The following is a 20,192-nucleotide window of genomic DNA, read 5'->3' as shown; positions in this document are numbered from 1 at the left end:
AAAAGGGGGGTGGTTCCTTGCGGAACCACCCTCAGGGGGGAGAGCCAGAGCTGGAGCCTCAGAAGTTGTAGGAAAGCCCGACATAAGCGCGCCGACCGAAATAATTGCGGTAGGTGAAGCGCGCATCGGTATCGCTGCCGAGATGGCGGCTCTCTTCCGACTTGGTGAGGTTGATCACCGACGCCGTCAGCATCAGGCGGTCGTTGAGCGCGTAGGAGGCGTTGAGATCGATCTGCTCGTAAGGATCGGTAAACTCGTTCAAGCCGGAGACGAGAGCGCCGACCACCTTGCCGCGACGATTGTAGGAGGCGCGCAGCAGCAGGTTGTCGTTCTCGTAGAAGACCGACGCATTGACCTGGGTCTTTGCGCTTCCGACCAGCGCCGACGAACCGACCTTCTGGCCGTCGAGCGACACGTCCGCCACCGAGGTGTCGTTATAGGTGAAGTTCACCTGGGCGCCGAGGCCGAACGACAATGTATGCTGGGCGTACAATTCGATGCCCTGCGACCGGGCGTTCGAACCGTTCGCCAGGGTCGAGTACGGCTCGATCGCGACCTGCTCCCCGGCAACCTCGCGGGTGACGTCGATCACCAGCGGCACGACGAAATCCGATACGTCCTTGCGGAACAGGGTGGCTCCAAGCACCGAGCCACGCTGGAAGTACCATTCGATGCCGACGTCATATTGCCAGGCCGAGAACGGATTCAGTTCGGGATTGCCGCCGCTGCCGGACCATCCTTGGAATTCGCCGAACGTGCCCCGGTCAAACGCATATTCCGGCGAACGATAGGTAAGCGAGCGTTGCGAGCCGAGATCGTTGAAGGAGGGGCGTGCGATCACCTTCGCGACCGCCCCGCGGATGATCAGGTCGGGTGTGATCTCATACGACGCGTTGAAGCTCGGCAGCCAGTCGGTATAGGTCTTCGACTGGTCGACCCGCGTGTTGACAATGGTCTCACGGACGCTGAGCGGCAGCACCAGGCAATTGCCGTCGGCCCCCAGCGGCCGGTTGGGATCGAAGGGGCCGCCGGGGCCGTCGGTGCAATAATCGTTGAGATATTGCAGGCGATCCGATGTGTTGCCCGATTGCTTGGTATTGGCAACGCGAAGCCCGACATTGCCGCGGAAGCCGCCGCTTTCGAAGTTGAGCTGCGCGTAGCCGGCGAAGACACGCTCGCCGAGATCGTAGATGAAATCCTTTTCCTCGACGCGCACCGACGGGCCGTAGGTCGTGTTCAGATAATCGAGATAATTTTCGAAATTGATGCCTGGGAAGGAGCTCGCGTCGAAGCCGCCGCTGATGTTCCCGATCGGCTTGTCGTAGAAGAATTCCGGCAGCGCGACGGCGCCTTGGGGCGTATCCTGATAGCGGCGCTGGGTCGCAGCATCCGCATACCAGTCATTGCGACCGGTCTCGCGGTGGATGCTGAGATCCCGCCACTTGCCGCCGACCTGAACCGACTTCAGGAAGCCGTCGAAACTGTAGGTCAGGTCGAGCTGGGCGTAGCGCTGCGCCAGTTCGCTGTTGATGAAGCTGGATCCCGTCGAACCGGTGTCGATCTGGGCGATGCCGTTGGTGATGTTCTGCTGGAGCTCCGGCGAGAATTCAAAAGTCGGCTTGCCGTCGGTGATGTCCCACACGCTCAGCAGATTGCCGTTCCGTTCGGCCCCCGCGACGGTGAGCCGTGGCTTGGCGGCGACGTTGATACGCATCGAGGGGCCGCCGGTGGCCTTGGTCTTGCCCATCTTCAGCACCGCATCGAAGCGATCGGTGTCCCAGCGAACTTCGGTGTCGAAGGTCTGCGACGTCTGCTTCTCACGGCTGTACGAGCCGGCAAGCTGCGGCGTCTCCATGGTGCAGGGAGTGCGGTTGGCAAGGCAGCCGGTGCCCGCCGCCGGCACCTGGAACTGGGCGGACTGGAAGATCGTGCCGCTGTCGTCGAACGTCGCGCCGGTGAAGAAATTGTCATAGCCCCATTCGGGGATCTTCAGCACGTTGCTGGTGAAGTCGCTCTTGTAGCCGAAGCGGAAATAATTGGCGGTAACGGTAAGATTGTCGAGCGGTCGCGCCTGGACGGTCGCCTGGATGCCGTAGCGCTCGCGCTCTTGGTCGAAGACCTGAGCGTTGACCGACTGCGGCGCCCAATAGCCGGAATAATGGGTGCCGTCCCGGGCCGTCACGCCGGTACCGGGCCAGTAGGAAATCGCGTCGTCATTCTCGAACGGATTGCCGTCGACGTCGGTCGCCGGCGTGAGCACCTTGCCGGTGGGATCGCGATCGCTCCACCAGCGCCAGGTCTCGGTCGACGCGCGGAGCTCGCGGTTGGATCGCTTCTGCCAGGTGCCGCCGACGAGGACGCCGAGCGTCTCGTCGGCATTCTTCCAGCTATACTGACCGGCGATCTGCGGCTCGAACTTCTCGGTGGTGTCGGAATAGGTACCCTCGACCGACAGGAAGCCGGTGCCGGACTTCACGTCGAACGGCCGGCGGGTGTTGAGGATGATCGTGCCGCCGACGCCGCCTTCCTCGAGCCGCGCCTCGGGCGACTTGTACACTTCGGTGCTGGCGATGAAGTTGGACGGCAGCAGCACGTAGTTGAACGAGCGCTGGGGATCGCCGCTGTCGGCACCCGCCAGGAAATTGCCGTTGAGCAAGGTCAGCGTAAGGCCCGATTGCAGGCCCCGGATGCTGACTCGGCTGCCTTCGCCCCCATCACGGGTGATGACGACGCCGGGCACCCGCTGCAGCGCGTCGGCGACGTTCTTGTCCGGGAACTTGCCGATATCTTCGGCGGTAATCACGTCGACGAAGGCGTTGGCTTCACGCTTCTGCGTGAGACTCTGTTCGATCGAGCGACGGTACCCGGTTACGACGATCCCTTCCGCGTCGCTCGCAGTCTGATCGCCGACGCCGGCAGCGTCCGCGGCACCGGCCTGATCGGCGTCGGCAGCGGTCTGGGAGGCACTCAGATCCTGCGCAAAGGCCGTGCCGCCACAGCCGGCGAGGATGCTGGCGGAGAGCAGAAGGTTGCGCATGGCGCCACGCTGGGCGAAGCCGCGGTACAGATTCCGGCTGTTCATGTCTGAAAATCCTCCCTTTTTGCGGGCCTTCTTGGGACCCTCGCCTTTTGTTCTTGCCGCCCTCGCCCCGGGATTTTCCCCATCGACGCGCTGTGCTGAACGTAAAATCCTATTAATTAAAGCAACTTGTCAATTTAATTATTGGTCCTATGCCAAGCGCCTCGGAAGCGCTTCCAATGGTATGGTCGAAACGTGTTCACCGACTCGGCCCCAAGGGGGCGGCATCAGCGGCGGGTGTCGTCCTCCCACAAGGGTGCGGCGATTTCTCTGAGCGCTTCGGCCGGTGCCTTGGCGGACGCCCGGTCGAACGTCAGCAGGCCGTTGATCTCGTCCTCGACGTCGGTGGTCTGGGTGTAGACCGCGGCGCTGAGCCCGTGCTCCTTCGCCTGGCGGATCACGCCGTCCAGCTTGCGCCGGTAGCGCGCCAGATAGTCGCCCTCGTCCCTGGCCGCCTGATAGCCCCAATTGTCCTTGCCGGGCCGCCACAGGTGACCGGCCACCGGCAGGCCGATGCCGCCATACTCGCCCAGCACGATCGCGCGCCGGCTCTGGCGCTGCGGCGTGTTCGGCACATCCTCATAGGTGTGGATGTCGAACACGTCCGAGACGTCCGGGGCGACGTCCAGCCAGCCGCTGTCGGCGTTGACGAGACGTCCCGGATCCATGCCCTTGACGTAACGGGCGAGCGTGGCGGAATCATATTGCCCCCACCCTTCGTTGTTGACCACCCACATCACGATCGACGGAAAGGCGCGCAGGTCGCCGATCATGTGGGTCAGCTCGTTCTGATGCTGCGCCATCATGTCGGACGACATCACCGCCTGGCTCTTGCTGTTGCCGGTGACGAACTGGTCCTCGCCGCCGCCGGACGGCATGTCCTGCCAGATCAGTATGCCGAGCCGGTCGGCATCGTAATAATAGCGCGCCGGTTCGACCTTGATGTGCTTGCGAACCATGTTGAACCCGGCCTTCTTCAGAAAGACGAGGTCGCTCTTCATCGCCTCTTCGGAGGGCGGCGTCCACAGCCCGTCGGGCCACCAGCCCTGGTCCAGCGTTCCGTTCTGGAAATAGGGCTTGTTGTTGAGCAGCAGGGCCGGCTGTCCGGCGATCGTGCCGGGACCGACCGAGATCTTCCGCATCGCGAAATAGGTCGCGACCCGGTCGCGCGGACGGCCGACCACCTGCGCCTCCGCGTAGGTCTTGCGCTCGCCCGGCGTGAACCGCGCATCGTAGGCGGTGCGGTTGCGCTCCTTGGCGCCCGCATAGGGATCGTGCACCGTCACCAGTTCGGCGGTGACGTCGTACAGGAACGGATCCTCGGGCGACCACAGATGCGGCTGCGGGATTGCGATGCTGGTTTCGCGGTTGGCCCGGATGATGGTGGAGCCGATCGTCCTGCTTCCGGATCGAACGGTGATCCGCACCGCGTCGGTATCCTCCGCCCAGCCGCTCAGCGCCACCTGCAGGTCGACCATGCCACGGTCGATGTCGGGCGTGGCGCGCACGTCGGCAATGTGGAGCCTCGACACCGGCTCGAGCCACACAGTTTGCCAGATGCCGCTCACCGCCGTGTACCAGATGCCGGACGGATCGAGGATCTGCTTGCCGCGCGGCTGGCTGCCGGCCGAGTTCGGATCGACGACCTGGACCAGCAATTCGTTCTCGCCGGGACGAAGCTGGTCGGTGATGTCGAAGCCGAACGTGTTGAAGCCGCCCTGGTGCGCGCCGACCATCGCACCGTTCACCCACACGTGCGCCTCGTGATCGACCCCGCCGAAGTTCAGCATCACCCGCTGCCCCGACCAGTCGGCGGGCACGGTGAAGCTGCGCCGGTACCAAAGGCGATCGTCGGGCTCGATCCGGCGGGCAACGCCCGACAGCCGGGATTCGACCGGAAACGGTACCAGGATCTTGCCGTCCATGCGGTCCGGCCGCGCCGCGGCGGCGCCGGTGATCGCATAGTCCCAGCGGCCGTTGAGGTTCTGCCACGCCTCGCGCCTGAACTGCGGACGCGGATAGGAGCGCCAGGCATTTTCGGGCGTGACCTTCCGGCCCCATTCGGTCGTCACCAGCCCGGTATAGACCGGCGCGCCGCGCGTCTGCGTCTGTGCCTGCCCCTGCCCGGCATCGGCGGCGACGCTCGTCGCAAGCAGGGCGGCGCCGAGCAAAAGACCGTTCATCCTGCGCATCTTCTCTCCTGTCCTGTGCATCATCGCCCCGCCTCCGACATCGATGGCGGCGCGGCCTCGGGCGCGCTGCCCCAGGCGGTGTTCGGCCTCGGACCCATGGTCAGCACCATCCTGGCGCCGTTCTTGATGTCGTCGTGGCTGAACCACGGCTTGTCCCATCTCTTGCCGTTCAGCGTCGCCGACTGGATGTACATGTTCGCTGCGGAAACGTTCTCGGCCACGATCTCGAGCGTGCGGCCGTTGCCGAGAGTGAGACGCACGTCGTCGAAGATCGGGCTGCCCAGTACATAGATCTGGCTGGACGGGTCGACCGGATAGAAGCCCATCGCACTCATCGCATACCAGGATGAGGTCGATCCCTGGTCGTCCATGCCGGGATAGCCGTAGCCGGCGGCATCGCTGCCGTAGAGCTCGTCGAGAATGCGGCGAACCAGCGCCTGCGTCTTCCAGGGCTGACCGCTCCACGCGTAGAGATAGGGCGCATGCTGATCGGGCTGGTTGCCCTGGACATATTGGCCGATCACGCCGGTGCAGTCGCGGCAGATGCCCTTGGGCGCGTAGGGCGTCGCGAAGAATTGGTCGAGCTTGGCGTTGAACCGGTCGCGTCCGCCGAGCAGGCTGATCAGGCCATGAACGTCGTGCGGCACCAGCCACAGGGTCGACCAGCCCGACGCCTCCTTCATCATATGGTTGTAATAGGGCTCGCGCGGGTCGAACGGCTCGATCCAGGCGCCGTCGGCGGTGCGGCCACGGACGAAGCCCGTCCCGCGATCGAAGACGTTGGCATAGTTGCGCGCCCGCGCCTCGAACATGCGGGCGTCCTCGGCCTTGCCGAGCCGGCGCGCAAAGCGGGCGAGCGCATAATCGTCCCACGCATATTCCAGCGTCTTGGCGGCGCCGGCCTTGCCGCCGGCGTGCGGCGGGCTCGGATTGCCCTTCGGGATTTCGTCCGAAATCCAGCCCTGCCGCTGATATTCGGCAAGATAGTCGCGCGGTCCCTCCGGGTCGGTCGCGTTCTTCTTCAGATATTCGTAGGTGCCGGCATAGTCGAACGGAATGCCGCGCTCCCAGGCGCCGAGATACAGGAACACGGCATTATCGGCGTGGAAGGACGTGTTCATGAAGCCGCGCTCGCGTGCCATGTCGAGCTCCGATCGCATCACGTTCTGGACAAGTTCGGGCTCAAGCAGTTCGAGGAGAACCAGCTGGTTTCGCCCAGTATCCCAGAACGGCACCGGCGAGTAGCGATCGTAGCCTGCGGTCTGCATCCTGCCGTTGGCATCGCTGAACGTCTCGCCCTTGCGCGCCACCAGTCGCGGGCTTGAAAAGGACTGGAACAGCGTCGAGTAGAAAAGCTTGCGCTGCTTGGGCGTGCCACCGCTGACCTGGACCCGGCCGAGCAGATCGGCCCAGGCGGACCGCGCATGGTCCTGCACCCGTTCGAAATCCCACCCGGCATTTTCACTGCGCAGGCGCTGTTCGGCCTCGGCATAGCTGTCGCCATGGGCGATCTTCATCTGGATCTGCTCGCCCTCGGCAGTGCCGAAGCTCAGATAGGCGCCAGCATATTTGCCGTTCACGCTGCGCACCTGCGGCGCCACGTCCTTGTCGCCGATCCCCCACGCCGCATCCTCGCCCGGAGACTTTCGAAACGTTCCGAAGCCGGTGAACGGCCGGGAGAATTCGGCGACAAAATAGGGCCCGTCGGCGGAGCCGTTGGCGCGCCCGTCGCCGGAGACGCCCCGCACGGCGCGATCTCCAATGATCTCTACGCTGCCGCCGTCGCGGGGCAGGTTGACGAGCAGGTTCGATCGGTCGCTCTTTGGGAAGGTGAAGCGGAACAGGCTGGTCCACTGCGTGGCGGTCGCCTCGACCTTGGTGCGCATCGTGTTGAGGTAGACGGAATAGAAACCCGGCGCGGCCTTCTCCGTCGCCTTGTCGTACCACGCCTGGGTGTAGGCCGGCGGCACCGTCCAGTCGCCGACCACCGGCATGATCATCGGCCTTGCCCGTCCGCCATAGGTGGCGCCGCCGCCGCCGGTGAAACCGATCATCGTCGGGTTGGGATAATGGTAGGGCGCTGGCACCCCGAACGGATAGCTCAGCTCCAGATTGACGTTGACCGGCGCAGCCTCCGTCGAGCTGTGCGGCAAACGTGCGCCCGGCGAGGTCTGCCCCGAATAGACGGGTTCGCCCGGCGGCGGCGCGTTGCCGATCAGACCCTGCCGATCGAGCGGCGCGGTGCCGACGAGCGGATCGGCAAGATCGACCGGAGCTGTCGACGCCGCTGCAGCGCCCGAGTGGGCAAGCAGCATGTCGGCGGGGAGTGCACAAAGCCCGAGCAGAGCGGTCGCGGCGAGAAGATGTGTGCGGCGCACCCGGCCGCCGATGACGCAAGACGCACGAAGCACTGCCACCAGCCCTCTTTGTCGCGGGGCTCCCGACCCCTCTCCTGAACCTCTATGGCGTCGACCGGCTTCCTCTTCGGGAAGGCTCGACCACGCACGAGAACGTTCCCATTAATAAAACAAGTTGTCAATTGAAAACGGTTACACACTTGCAGGTCGATGTGACGCCTCTATGCGCGCGAAAGGAAGGAGTGCAGGAATGACTCTGCTCGAAGTGGTTGTGGAAGACGTTGCCGGCATCTCTGCGGCGGTGGAAGGCGGCGCCGATCGACTGGAATTGTGTGCCGCGCTGGCGCTCGGCGGCCTCACCCCGCCGCTGTCGCTGATCGCTGAGGCGGCGGCAGCGCCGATCCCAGTCCACCTCCTCGCCCGTCCACGCGACGGCAATTTCCGCTACTCGGCCGCGGAGGCCGCTTTGGTCGCGGCCGATATCACCGCCACGGCCGAGGCCGGGCTCGCCGGACTGGTGATCGGCGCAAGCCGAAGCGATGGCCGTCTCGACACGGATCTGCTCTCCGCGTGGATCGGCCATGCCCGCGCCGCCGCGTCTAAGCGCGGCAAGCCGCTCGCCCTGACCCTGCACCGTGCCTTCGATCTTTGTCCCGATCAGATCGAGGCGATGGAAACCGCGATCGAACTCGGCTTCGACCGCATCCTCACCTCCGCCGGCGAGCCGCGCGTCGCCGACGCGCTCCCTTCGCTCGGCCGCCTTGTCGGGGCCGCCGGCGATCGCATCGTCGTCATGGCCGGCAGCGGCGTCGACGCTGCATGCCTGCCCGCGATCCTGGAGACTGGTGTTCGCGAAGTCCACGCCTCCTGCCGCGTGCCGCTCGACGACGCTGGCGCGGCCGAGCAGCGCTTCCGCTTCCAGTCGGGCCCGCGTCAGGTCACCAGTGCCGACACCGTGGCGCGGATGAAGTCGATCCTGGCCGCCTGAAACCTACAGCCGCTTCTTCTTCGCGGCGATCACGGCAGCGGCGTGGCATCCGGAGGGGCCCGCAGGATGGTCGCCGTCGCGCATCGGAATGCGCAGCTTCACCGGCGGCGCGCTGCCGCACATCGTGATCAACACGCTACGGGCATGAACCGGCGTCGCAACGCCGAACAGCATCAGCGGCGCGAGCGCGATCATGGCAAGGCTAGATCGCACTGCTGAACCGCCTCCCCTCGGGGTGCCGATAGGCGTCGAAGGCGGCTGCGATCGCACGCGCGTACGGCCGGCTTTCCTCGGTGAGATGGAGCATCGTGCCGTGCCAGGAGAGCAGGCCCCGCGCTTCGAAGGGCGCGAGCTGCGCGACCAGATCTCCGGTCCGGTATGCGCCGACATCGGCGTTGCCGGTGCAGAGCAGGGCTTCGATGATCCGCCCTCGCGCACGGTCGTCCCGGTCCCGGAACACGCCTCTGGCCGCGGGGAGGCTCCCGCCGCTGGCCAGCATCCGGTAGCGGCCGCTATTCTTCTCGTTCTGCACCAGCAGTGACGGGAATTGGCTGATCGCGCTGGCGCCGAGCCCGATCAGGATCTCGGCATCGTCCTCGGTGAATCCCTGGAAATTGCGCGCGAGTGTCCCCTCCCGGGCCGCGACGGCGATGGCGTCGCCGGGCAACGCGAAATGGTCGAAGCCGATCGCCTGGTAGCCGCCCGCAGTCAGGAATACGTGCCCGAATTCCGCCTGAAGGAAGCGCGTCCCGACATCCGGGAGCCGGCTTCCGTCGATCCGCTTCTGGCGCGGGATCATGTGCGGCACGTGGGCATAGCCGAACAAGGCGATCCGCTCGGGCGCCATCTCCGCACTCGCCTCCAGCGTTGCGCGAAGCTCCGGCAGCCCCTGTCCGGGCAGACCGTACATCAGGTCGAAATTGATCGAGCGGACTCCCGACCGGCGCAGCCCGTCCACGGTGCGGCGGATCAGCGCCTCCGGCTGCACCCGCCCGATCGCCGCCTGCACGGCCGGATCGAGGGTCTGGACCCCCAGGCTCGCTTTGGCGATCCCGGCCTCGGCGACCGCGGCGAACCATGGATCGGTCAGGGTCCGCGGATCGAGCTCGATCGAGACCGGCGCCACGCCGGCGTCGAACGCCGCGCGCACCTGTCCGAGCAGCCCGGCGAACTGGGCGGGGCTCAGCGCATTGGGGCTGCCGCCGCCGAACGCGATCCGGCCGATCCGTCCGCGCCCGCCGAGTGCGGCCGCGACCAGATCGATCTCCGCGCGGAGCGCGCCGAGATAGGACTCCAGCCGCTGGCTGCGATTGGCGGCGCCCGTGTTGCAACCGCAATACCAGCAGATTTCGTGGCAATAGGGGATGTGCAGGTAGAGCGAGATGTCGGCATCGGGCGCAACGCTGCCGAGCGCCGCTACCATGTCCGCGGGCGCGATCCGGTCGTGGAACTCGGCCGCAGTCGGATAGGAGGTGTAGCGCGGCACCGGTCGGGCGAGCAGTTCCGGATGATAGGTCCAGCTCATTGGGCGTCTCCCGCATTGCGGCCGGGCAGCGGCGCTTCGTCGTCGATGAGGATTCGAAGCGCGGCCCCGTCCATGTCCTCGAACTGCCCGACCTTCATCGCCCAGAAAAAGGCGGCAAGTCCTGAAAGGCCGAGCAGCAAGGCGATCGGAATGAGAATGACGAGGCCGGTCATCGGGCGGCTCCCCTGAGACGAAGTGCGTTCAGGACGACGATAACGGAGGAGCCCGACATCGCCAGCGCGGCAACCAGGGGCGTGACCAGACCGGCGAGCGCGAGCGGCACGGCGACCGCATTATAGGCGATGGCGACGATGAAGTTCTGCCGCACGATCCGCATCGTCCGCCGCGCGACCTTGATCGCGGTCGCCACGGGCGCCAGGCTGTCGCCGAGGAACACCGCGTCGGCGGCGGTCTGGCCGACGTCGCTCGCCGAGGCCGGCGCCATCGACACATGGCCGGCGGCGAGCGCGGGCCCGTCGTTCAGACCGTCGCCGACCATCAGCACCTTGGCGCCGGCGCCGGACAGCCGCGCGATCGCGTCCAATTTGTCCTGCGGCTGCATTCCCGTCTGCGCGGTGAGGTGAAGCGCCCGCGCGACCGGCGCGACGGCATCGGCACGATCGCCCGACACGATCGAGGAGACGAGGCCGAGCCGTTGCAGCGCGTCCACGGTCTCGCCCGCCTGCGGCCGCAGCGAATCCCGGAAGCGCAGCGTCACCAATGCCTCTCCGTCGACGACGAACGCGCAGCTGAGCGCGGCGCCCGCAACCCCGTCGGACCGGCCGAGCCGGACCGGACGCGCGTTCCAGAGCCCGATCATCCCGGAGCCCGGCTCCTCCCGCAGTGCCGCGAGCTTTGCCGGCGCGACGCCGTCCGCCTCGAGCGCCTGACGCAAGGCCTGGCTGAGCGGATGGCGGCTCGCGCGCGCCAGCGCGAGCACCACCGGCTTGTATTCCTGCGGCAGCGCTTCGGGATTTTCGAGCGCCGGCCGGCCGAGGGTCAGCGTCCCGGTCTTGTCGAACAGGGCACGGTCGGTCTCGGCGAGACGCTCCAGCGCGGAGCCGTCCTTGACCAGCACACCGGCCCGCATCAACGCCGCCGCCGCAACGATCTGCGCCGCCGGCACGGCAAGGCCGAGCGCGCACGGGCAGGTGATGATCAGCACCGCCGCGGCGATCAGCAGGGCCTCGTGCCAGCCGGCGCCGGCGATCATCCAGCCGACGAACGACAAAGCCGCCAGCATGTGCACCGCCGGCGCATACAGGCGCGCCGCACGGTCGGCGATCCGGACGTAGCGCGAGCGCGGCTGCGCCGCTTCCTCCATCAGTCGGGCGATGTCGGCGATCGCCGTGTCGGCACCTGCCGCCGTCACCCGCACGATCAGCGGCGCATCGAGGTTGAGCGTGCCGGCGAGCACCTCATCGCCCTCGCCTGCCTTCACCGCCGCGCTCTCGCCGGTGATCAGCGCACGGTCGAGCTGGCTCTCGCCGCACACGATCACGCCGTCCGCCGCGAGCCGCGCGCCGGCGGCAACGATCATCCGGCTGCCGGGTACGATGGCCTGCGCGTCGGTCCAGCGGCTGCTTCCGTCGGCCTGTTCGATCAGCGCGCCGGGCGCCGTCTGCTTGAGCAGGGCGGTGACCCCGTCGCGGGCGCGATCGCGCATCACGCTGTCGAGCACACGCCCGACCAGCAGGAAGAAGAGCAGCATCACCGCGCCGTCGAAATAGGCATGCGGGCCGCTTGTCAGTGTCTCGAACAGGCTGAGGGCGGTGACCAGCAGCACGCCGATCGAGATCGGCACGTCCATGTTGGTGCGCCCGTTCTTCAGCGCGGCCCAGGCCGATCGGAAGAATGGGCGGCCGGAATAAGCGACCGTCGGGATCGCGATCAGCGCCGAAAGTGCATGAAAGAGATCTCGGGTGGCGCCCTCCGCGCCGGACCAGACCGAGACCGACAGCAGCATCACGTTCATGGCCGCAAAGCCCGCGACGGCGGTCGCCTTGAGCAGGTCGCGGCTTTCGGAAGCCTCGTTCAGCGCTGCACCGGCGCGGATCGGCTCGGCATCGAAGCCGATCGCCGCGATCGCGTCCTTCAGCGCCGGTACGTCCAGATCGGGGTCGTGATCGATGATGAGCTGCCTCGCGGTGAAGTTGACCCGCGCCGAGGCGATCCCCGCAACCGGGGCGAGGCCGTTCTCGAGCTTGGCGATGCAGCCGGCGCAGCGCATGCCGGGCACCGAGAACAGGCTCCGCGAAGCCGCCGCAGCGGCCTTGATCTCCGCCTGTGCGGTCATTGCACGGACTCGATGAAGTCGGCTTCGTCCCGGCCGTGCACCGCCTGAAGGTGCAGGTACCAGCGCCCGGCCGGAAGCGGACGATCGCTCTCGTAGCGGCCGGGGCCGGCCGAGACGAAGCGCAGAGTCACTTCAGCCTCGCGGCCGAGCGGGTGGCGCGCCACCCCGCGCAGCGTCGCCCCCGCCAGCGGGGCGCCGGCCGCAGAGATCGAGACCGTCAGCACGCGGCGGGCGTCGAGGGCGATGGAATGGCTCCAGCCGAGCGCCTTTTGCGCGCGTGCTTCCTTCAGCCAGAGGTTGAAATTCTGGCTTGCGACATAGCTGTTCTCCACCACCTTGCCGCCGAAGGTGCGGGTGGCGAAGGTCGCCATCGTCAGGTTGACCGCGATCACGACGCCGAAAAAGGCGATCAGGATGCCGGTCATGTGCCATCCGGTAAAAGGCCGTTGCATGCGCGTCCCCTCAGGGCCGCTCGAACACGGCCTTGGTGCTGTCGCTGCCGCCTTCCGGATCGAGCGCCCGGACGGTGAAAGCGAATTCGTCACGTGTCTCTTCGCCCGGCGGGGCGATCACGAATATACGGAATTTCCCGAGGGCATCCGGGGCCACCTCGGCCGTGACCGTGCGGTCGGCCCGGTCGCGCGCGCCGGTCTCGAGCCACATGGTGGCGCCCGACAGGCCTTCGAGGCCGATCGCGAAGCGCCTGGGCCGTGTCTCCATGTTGCGGATCTTGACCGTGAAGGCGTTGCGGATGGTGCCGTCGGACAGCCGCACATAGACGGGATTGCGCTGCTGCTGCGCACTGATGTCGAGGCGGGTGCGCTCGCCGAGTGCGAACAGCATGCCGAGGCCGATCGCGGCCCACAGGGCGAAGTAGAGAATCGTGCGCGGCCGCAGAAGCGTCTTCAGCACCGGCTTCGGCGTCTCGCCCGCTTTTTCCGCTTTCGCGTCCTCGAACGTCGCATAGTCGATCAGTCCACGCGGGCGACCGACCTGCGCCATCACCTTGTCGCAAGCATCGATGCAGAGCGCGCAGGTGATGCAGCCCACCTGCGGCCCGTTGCGGATGTCGATGCCCGTCGGGCAAACCGCGACGCACTGGTTGCAGTCGATGCAGTCGCCGAGCTTCAGATCCTCCAGCGTCGCCTTCTTGGTGCCGCGCTTGCGCGGCTCGCCGCGCCAGTCCTTGTAGGTGACGATCAGGCTCTTCTCGTCGAGCATCGCGGTCTGGATGCGCGGCCACGGACACATGTAGATGCACACTTGTTCGCGCAGGAAGCCGGCGAGCAGGAAGGTGGTGGCGGTGAGGATCGCGACCGTCGCATAGGCGACGAACGCGGCGTTGCCGGTGGCGAAGTCACGCGCCAGCGTCGGCGCGTCGGCGAAATAGAAGATCCAGGCGCCGCCCGTCGCCAGCGAAATGGCGAGATAGACTGTGTATTTGAGGCTCCGCCGGGCGATCTTGGACGCGGTCCACGGCGCGTTCTGAAGGCGGATCTGGGCATTGCGGTCGCCATCGATCAGCCGATCGACATGCTGGAACAGATCGGTCCAAACCGTCTGCGGACAGGCATAGCCGCACCAGGCGCGTCCCACCGCTGAGGTGACCAGAAACAGGCCGACCCCGGCCATGATCAGAAGGCCCGCGACGTAGTAGAATTCGTGCGGCCAGATCTCGATTCCGAACATGTAGAATCGGCGGCCGGCAAGGTCGATCAGAACCGCCTGATCGGGTGCCCAGGCGCCGCGGTCCCAGCGCAGCCAGGGCGTGACGTAATAGATGGTCAGCGTGATCGCCATGATCGCCCACTTCAGCCGCCGGAAGCGGCCGTCGACCGCCTTTGGAAACACCGGCTCGCGCTTGGCGTAGAGGCTCTTGGGCTTGGTGACCCCGGTGAGATCGGACGGGCTGACCATTATTCTATCTCCATTCCTCCCCGAGCAAAGCTCGGGGAGGATGCTTTTACTTCGCCGCCGTTTCGACAGGCGCCGCGCCCTCGCCGCCGCCCAGCGAATGGACATAGGCTGCAAGCATCTTGATCGTTGCCGGATCGAGCCGGCCGCCCCATTTCGGCATCACTCCGAAGCGGCTGTTGGTGACCGTCGCCTGGATGGTCTCGGCATCGCCCCCGTAGAGCCAGATCGCGTCGGTCAGCCTGGGGGCACCCACCGCGCGATTGCCCTCGCCGCCGGCACCGTGACAGGAGGCGCAATTCTGGGCGAACACCGCGCCGCCTCTGCGTGCCGCGGCATCCGCTTTCTGCTGGTGCGAGATCGTCCGGACGTAGGCCGCGACATCGTGTATCTCGTCCCCCTTCAGCATCCCGTCGCGGCCGAAGGCCGGCATCTGCGAGAAGCGGGTGGCGTCGTGGTCGGGCTGCCGGGTACCGTGGGTGATCGTATATTCGATCGCCTTGAGGTCCCCGCCCCACAGCCAGTCGTCGTCGTTGAGGTTGGGATAGCCCTTGGCGCCGGCCGCGCCCGAACCGTGGCAGGCGACGCAATTGACCCGGAAGGCGGCGCGGCCGCCCTCCACCGCCGCCTGCAGCAGCGCCGGGTTGTTCGGCAATTGCTCGATCGGGGTCGCCGCAAGCGCCTTCAGCACCGGCGCCTTCTTGGCCTGCTCCGCCGCGAGTTCCTGCTCGAGCTGGCCCCGGCTGGTCCAGCCGAGCGTGCCCTTGGTGGCGCTGCTCAGCATCGGCCAGGCCGGGTAGAAGACCATGAAGGCCAGGCCCCAGACGATGGTCGCGTAGAAGCTCCAAAGCCACCAGCGCGGCAGCGGCGTGTTGAGCTCCTCGATTCCGTCCCATTCGTGGCCCATGGTCTCGGTGCCGGTGGGGACATCGATCCGCTTCTTGTCGTCAGCCATGGTCGCTGTCCTTGAAGATCATGGTGGCGGCAGCCTGGTTGCGGCCGCGATTGCGGGGCAGGAAAGCCCAGCCGGTGAAGGCGAGATAGACGAGGCCCATGAACACGAGGCCCCAGCTGTCGGCGAAGTGGCGGAAGCTGTCGTAGCTCATTTCGCTGCCTCCTTTTCTTGCGGTGCGGCCGCCTCGAAATCGACCAGGGTGCCGAGCATCTGCAGATAGGCGACGAGCGCATCCATCTCGGTCAGCCGCGACGGATCGCCATCGAAGTCGCGCACTTGCGACTTGGGGTAGCGGGCGGTCAGCGCCTTGGTGTCGGCATCCGGATCGGCCTGATTTCTGAGATCGTCATTGGCCGCCGCGATCGCCGCCTGGTCGTAGGGAACGCCGACCCGCGACAGCGCGGTCAGATCCTGGCGCATGTCCCCGGCTTTGAGCTCCCGCTCGGCCAGAAAGGCGTAGGCCGGCATGATCGATTCCGGCACCACCGCCCGCGGATCCTTGAGGTGGGTGACGTGCCACTCGTCCGAATAGCGGCCGCCGACGCGGGCGAGATCGGGCCCGGTGCGCTTGGAGCCCCACTGGAACGGATGGTCGTACATGCTCTCGGCGGCGAGGCTGTAATGGCCGTAGCGCTCGGTTTCGTCCCGGAACGGCCGGATCATCTGGCTGTGGCAGCCCGAACAGCCTTCGCGGATGTAGATGTTGCGGCCGGCGAGCTCGAGCGGCGTGTAGGGGCGCACCCCCTCCACTTTCTCGATCGTCGAGTCGATCCAGAAGAGCGGCGCGATCTCGACGATGCCGCCGATCGCGACGGTGAGGAACGCGAGCACGCCCAGAAGGGTGACGTTGCGCTCCAGCCGCCCGTGGTCGAGGAACTTGGTTGCCATTTCGAAAGGTCCTTGCTTGGCGACTGGATTATTCGGCTGCGATCAGCGGCTCGGCCGGATCGTTGGCCGGCGCGGCGGTCCGCACCGGCGCCGTCTTCGACAGCGGCCGGTCGGCGGCGGGATTGAAGGCCGCGTCGGACATCGGCTTCTCCTCGCGGAGCTTGCCCTTCACCGTCATCCAGACGTTGAACACCATGATCAGGAAGCCGGCGAGGTAGAGCAGACCGCCCGCGGAGCGGATCACGTACATCGGGAACATCGCGGCGACGACTTCGGAGAAGGCGTAGACGAGGTAGCCGTCGGCGCCATATTCCCGCCACATCAGGCCCTGCATGATGCCGGCCGTCCACATCGCGGCGGCGTAAAGGACGATGCCGAGCGTCGCGAGCCAGAAGTGCCAGTTCACCATCCGCAGCGAATAGAGCCGGTGGCGGCCCCACAGCCGCGGCGCCAGATAATAGACGCAGGCGAAGGTGATCATGCCGTTCCAGCCGAGCGCGCCGGCGTGGACGTGTCCGATGGTCCAGTCGGTGTAATGCGACAGGCTGTTGACCGTGCGCACCGACATCATCGGGCCCTCGAAAGTCGCCATGCCGTAGAAAGCGAGGGCGATTACCATCATCCGGATGATCGGATCGGTCCGGATCTTGTCCCATGCCCCGTTCAAGGTCATCAGGCCGTTGATCATCCCGCCCCAGCTCGGCATCCACAGCATGATCGAGAACACCATGCCGAGCGTCTGCGCCCAATCGGGCAGCGCCGTGTAGTGGAGGTGGTGCGGACCCGCCCAGATGTAGAGGAAGATCAGCGACCAGAAGTGGATGATCGAGAGCCGGTAGGAATAGACCGGCCGCTCCGCCTGCTTCGGCACGAAGTAATACATCATCGCCAGGAAGCCGGCGGTCAGGAAGAACCCGACTGCGTTATGGCCATACCACCATTGGGTCAGCGCATCCTGGACGCCGGAGAAGGCAGAGTAGGATTTGGAGCCGACCAGGCTGACCGGGATCGTCAGATTGTTGACGATGTGCAGCATCGCGATGGTCACGATGAAGGCCAGGTAGAACCAGTTCGCCACATAGATGTGCGGCTCGCGGCGCTTGACGAGGGTGCCGACGAACACGGCGAGATAGGCGACCCAGACGATGGTCAGCCAGATGTCGACATACCATTCGGGTTCGGCATATTCCTTGCTCTCGGTGATACCAAGCACGTAGCCGGTCGCCGCCAGTACGATGAACAATTGGTAGCCCCAGAACACGAAGCGGGCGAGGCTCGGGAAGGCGAGCCGCGCACGGCAGGTGCGCTGGACGACGTAGAAACTGGTCGCGATCAGGGCGTTGCCGCCAAAGGCGAAGATCACCGCAGAGGTGTGCAGTGGCCGCAGCCGTCCGAAGCTGGTGTATTCGAAGCCGAGATTCAGTGCCGGAAAGGCAAGTTGCATCGCGATGAACAGGCCTGCCCCGAAACCCGCGACGCCCCAGAACAGTGTCGCGATCACGCCCCAGCGGATCGGCTCGTCGTCATAGACGCTCTGATCGGGCGACACCTTCGCGCGGCCGGAGGCAAGCGCGTCATAATCTGCGCTCTTCATCGTCCACGCCATTGCCGCCAAAGCGGCGATGGCGACGATCGTCAGATGCGCCGAGAAACCGAAATCGGCCGAGATGCCGACCAGCAAGGCCGCCACCACCGCCAGGAGCAGCCACAAGCCGCTCTTCATCACCAAAGTGTCCATGTCCGTCCCCGCCCGGCCCTGCCGGTCTGTTGCGCAGCACAGGACACCCTGTGCGGCACCGGATCGGCTAGCCTCGAAAGGCTGGTTTGGGACTACGGGATGTCCCCTATTCGGCCCGGTCGCAAAGAGAGACGCTGCGTCCGCTAGGTATTCTTCCGGAAGCCTCGCGCAGGTTCTGGCCGAATCTGGCTATCGTTGTTGTGCTTCGTATCGAAGCGCCAGGTTATCGTTGCTGCGCAGGCGGCGAACCCGGCTGCGACCGCCAGACTGCCGCCGAGCCCGAGCCAGGGCCGCGCCGATGCGCCACCGATCGCACCGGCCAGAAATCCGGTCCAGAGCAGCACGAGACTGGCCCAGCCAGGGCGTATCGTTCCGCGCAGGAGTGCGGCGATGCTTTGGCCGAGCTTCACGAGCGTCCCGCTCATGTAAGTGAGACCGATCCGCACCTCCCCCTGCTCCTCGAAAACCGCGTTCTCCGCGCCCATGGCAAGGGCGACCAGCGCTGCGGCTGCGAAGCCGCCGAACAGAATTCCGATTGCCGATCCGATCGCAAGTGCGCCGGCGACCAGCGCCAGCACCGCGGCGCGCCGATTCCCACCGGCGGCTTCACCGATCAGGGATCCCAACGCGGCGCCGGCCACGAACGAGGCGATCAATCCTGCTGCGATCCATGCCGAAGGCGAAAGGTGCGCGACGCCGACCGCAAGACGGGTCGAATTGCCGCTCATGAACGAAACGAAGAACCCGCCCAGCTCGAGAAAGGCGATCGCGTCGACATATCCGGCCATCGCGGAGAGCAGGATTGCGAGCCCCCGAAGCCGGGTATCGTAGCGCATCATCTCCGATCAGGCGTCCTGCGCCTCGTCGCCGACCTCCGCATCGTCGCCGAGCCCCGCGGCGAAAGCGATGCGCAGCGCATCGGAAAGGCTCGGCACCTCCAGCTTCTGCATCACGTTGGCGCGATGGATTTCCACGGTGCGCGGGCTGATGCCCAGGTCGTAGGCGATCGTCTTGTTGGGATGTCCACGCACGAGACCTTCCAGGATCTCGACCTCCCGGCCCGTGAGCACCTTGAGGCGCGCTTTGGCTTCCTCGGCCCGGGCACGCCGTCGACCGCTCTGCTCCAGCCGGGCGAAGCCCTCCTCCAGCGCTGCGATCATCGTCGCTTTCTCGAACGGCTTTTCGATGAAGTCGACTGCCCCACCTTTCATCGCCTCCACGGCGATGCCGATGTCGCCGTGGCCGGTCATCACGATCACCGGCAGGAACACGCCATTGTCGCGCAGCGCCTTCTGGACTTCGAGGCCGTCCATCTCGGGCATGCGCACGTCCATCAGGATCACGCCCGGAGCGATGTCGCGTCCCAGTTCGAGCATTGGAACGCCGGACGGATAGGTCTTCACCAGGAAGCCGGAGGTGCGCAGCATGAAGCTGGCGGAGCGGCGGATCGCCTCGTCATCGTCAACCAGGTGAACGATTCGGCCGTTCTCAGACATGACATCTCCCGAGGCGTTGATCATAACGCACGGCACGCCGGGCCCACAGACCCTTCGCACCGCAGGCCTTCGGGTAGAGCCCTCCTCCATCTCTATCAATGTTCTTGTTCGGACGGTACAGCGGCGAAATGATCGATCGCGCGTCGACACCGTTTCGCGGCGCGAGACCCTTTTGGGGTGATTGACGCGGCGCGATGCAGTCGCAAGCAAGCGCAGGAACATATTCGGGAGGGCAGAATGGCTAAGCGGATGCTATTGGCAGCGAGTGTTACGGCGGGGCTGCTGCTGACGGGGTGCGGCAGCAAGGACGAGCACAGCTTCAAGACGGACGAGGGCGGCGAGGTCAAGGTCGCAACCGACGGGGACGGCGAGGCGGCGGTGATCACGACCACCGCGCCCGACGGCAGCCAGTCGCGGATCGAGACCGGCGGCAGCTGGCCTACCGCGCTTGCGGCGATCGCCCCCGCTTACCCCGGCGCCAAGCTCTCGACGACGATGTCGGGCAATCGCGACGGCTCGGACGGCGCGATGGCCGCCTTCGACACGTCGGACCCGCCGGCCAAGGTGATCGACTTCTACAAGGCGCGCTCCGCCGCCGCCGGCCTCACTGGCACGATGAACATGGAGAGCGGCGAGACCCGCATGTTCACCGCCGCCGACGACAAGACCGGACGGACCTTGTCGGTGCAGACCAGCTTCCAGGACGGCAAGACCAGCGCGATCGTGACGGGCAGCACCAAAAAGCCCTGAAGCCCCGGCCCGCG

General features: G+C 66.2%; 17 protein-coding genes. 2 read left to right on the top strand and 15 right to left on the bottom strand.

Going from position 1 to position 20,192, the window contains the following annotated elements; translation table 11 throughout:
• Window positions 1-58 precede the first annotated feature (58 nt).
• The 3 genes from ETR14_RS20965 to ETR14_RS20955 form a co-directional block, all read right to left on the bottom strand.
• On the bottom strand, window positions 59-3,082 hold the full coding sequence (locus ETR14_RS20965) for a TonB-dependent receptor (RefSeq protein ID WP_243455612.1): 3,024 nt from the start codon (window positions 3,080-3,082) through the stop codon (window positions 59-61).
• Between the two features lie 224 nt (window positions 3,083-3,306).
• On the bottom strand, window positions 3,307-5,271 hold the full coding sequence (locus ETR14_RS20960) for a glycoside hydrolase family 2 protein (RefSeq protein WP_206185884.1): 1,965 nt from the start codon (window positions 5,269-5,271) through the stop codon (window positions 3,307-3,309).
• A gap of 20 nt (window positions 5,272-5,291) precedes the next feature.
• Complete coding sequence (locus tag ETR14_RS20955; protein WP_243455611.1) at window positions 5,292-7,688, bottom strand: GH92 family glycosyl hydrolase; 2,397 nt, start codon at window positions 7,686-7,688, stop codon at window positions 5,292-5,294.
• 190 nt (window positions 7,689-7,878) lie between these two features.
• Between ETR14_RS20955 and ETR14_RS20950 the strand changes: the two genes are divergently transcribed.
• Window positions 7,879-8,616: a copper homeostasis protein CutC gene (locus ETR14_RS20950; RefSeq protein WP_129388483.1), complete on the top strand. Its 738-nt coding sequence runs from the start codon at window positions 7,879-7,881 to the stop codon at window positions 8,614-8,616.
• 3 nt (window positions 8,617-8,619) lie between these two features.
• Here the strand turns inward: ETR14_RS20950 and ETR14_RS20945 are convergent, their stop codons facing one another.
• The 12 genes from ETR14_RS20945 to ETR14_RS20890 form a co-directional block, all read right to left on the bottom strand.
• Window positions 8,620-8,829, bottom strand: a complete 210-nt coding sequence (locus tag ETR14_RS20945; protein ID WP_129388480.1) for a hypothetical protein — start codon at window positions 8,827-8,829, stop codon at window positions 8,620-8,622.
• On the bottom strand, window positions 8,819-10,141 hold the full coding sequence (gene hemN / locus ETR14_RS20940) for an oxygen-independent coproporphyrinogen III oxidase (protein ID WP_129388477.1): 1,323 nt from the start codon (window positions 10,139-10,141) through the stop codon (window positions 8,819-8,821). The genes ETR14_RS20945 and hemN overlap by 11 nt, the downstream gene beginning before the upstream one ends.
• A complete protein-coding gene (gene ccoS / locus ETR14_RS20935; protein ID WP_129388473.1) occupies window positions 10,138-10,314 on the bottom strand; it encodes a cbb3-type cytochrome oxidase assembly protein CcoS in 177 nt (58 codons plus the stop codon). Before ccoS ends, hemN begins: the two co-directional genes overlap by 4 nt.
• On the bottom strand, window positions 10,311-12,437 hold the full coding sequence (locus ETR14_RS20930) for a heavy metal translocating P-type ATPase (protein ID WP_129388470.1): 2,127 nt from the start codon (window positions 12,435-12,437) through the stop codon (window positions 10,311-10,313). The genes ccoS and ETR14_RS20930 overlap by 4 nt, the downstream gene beginning before the upstream one ends.
• The gene (locus ETR14_RS20925; RefSeq protein ID WP_129388467.1) at window positions 12,434-12,889 is read right to left on the bottom strand and encodes a FixH family protein; all 456 of its coding nucleotides are present in this window, start codon (window positions 12,887-12,889) and stop codon (window positions 12,434-12,436) included. Before ETR14_RS20925 ends, ETR14_RS20930 begins: the two co-directional genes overlap by 4 nt.
• Before the next feature lie 10 nt (window positions 12,890-12,899).
• Window positions 12,900-14,354 carry a cytochrome c oxidase accessory protein CcoG gene (gene ccoG / locus ETR14_RS20920; protein ID WP_129388464.1) on the bottom strand — a complete coding sequence of 485 codons (1,455 nt, stop codon included), beginning with the start codon at window positions 14,352-14,354 and terminating at the stop codon, window positions 12,900-12,902.
• Window positions 14,355-14,400: 46 nt separating this feature from the next.
• A complete protein-coding gene (ccoP, locus tag ETR14_RS20915) occupies window positions 14,401-15,306 on the bottom strand; it encodes a cytochrome-c oxidase, cbb3-type subunit III (protein ID WP_129388461.1) in 906 nt (301 codons plus the stop codon).
• Window positions 15,299-15,457: a cbb3-type cytochrome c oxidase subunit 3 gene (locus ETR14_RS20910; protein ID WP_129388458.1), complete on the bottom strand. Its 159-nt coding sequence runs from the start codon at window positions 15,455-15,457 to the stop codon at window positions 15,299-15,301. The genes ccoP and ETR14_RS20910 overlap by 8 nt, the downstream gene beginning before the upstream one ends.
• Window positions 15,454-16,194, bottom strand: a complete 741-nt coding sequence (gene ccoO / locus ETR14_RS20905; RefSeq protein ID WP_129388455.1) for a cytochrome-c oxidase, cbb3-type subunit II — start codon at window positions 16,192-16,194, stop codon at window positions 15,454-15,456. The genes ETR14_RS20910 and ccoO overlap by 4 nt, the downstream gene beginning before the upstream one ends.
• A gap of 28 nt (window positions 16,195-16,222) precedes the next feature.
• The gene (gene ccoN, locus ETR14_RS20900; protein WP_129388452.1) at window positions 16,223-17,932 is read right to left on the bottom strand and encodes a cytochrome-c oxidase, cbb3-type subunit I; all 1,710 of its coding nucleotides are present in this window, start codon (window positions 17,930-17,932) and stop codon (window positions 16,223-16,225) included.
• A 143-nt stretch (window positions 17,933-18,075) separates the two neighbouring features.
• Window positions 18,076-18,771, bottom strand: a complete 696-nt coding sequence (locus ETR14_RS20895; protein WP_129388450.1) for a YoaK family protein — start codon at window positions 18,769-18,771, stop codon at window positions 18,076-18,078.
• A gap of 6 nt (window positions 18,772-18,777) precedes the next feature.
• The gene (locus ETR14_RS20890; protein WP_129388448.1) at window positions 18,778-19,428 is read right to left on the bottom strand and encodes a response regulator transcription factor; all 651 of its coding nucleotides are present in this window, start codon (window positions 19,426-19,428) and stop codon (window positions 18,778-18,780) included.
• A gap of 237 nt (window positions 19,429-19,665) precedes the next feature.
• Between ETR14_RS20890 and ETR14_RS20885 the strand changes: the two genes are divergently transcribed.
• Window positions 19,666-20,178, top strand: a complete 513-nt coding sequence (locus tag ETR14_RS20885) for a hypothetical protein (protein WP_129388445.1) — start codon at window positions 19,666-19,668, stop codon at window positions 20,176-20,178.
• Window positions 20,179-20,192 lie beyond the last annotated feature (14 nt).

It is taken from the genome of Sphingosinicella sp. BN140058, assembly GCF_004135585.1.
In the GTDB taxonomy this organism is placed as follows: domain Bacteria; phylum Pseudomonadota; class Alphaproteobacteria; order Sphingomonadales; family Sphingomonadaceae; genus Allosphingosinicella.
The sequence above is the reverse complement of the archived record's forward strand: the minus strand, read 5'-3'. Positions and strand labels throughout refer to the sequence as shown.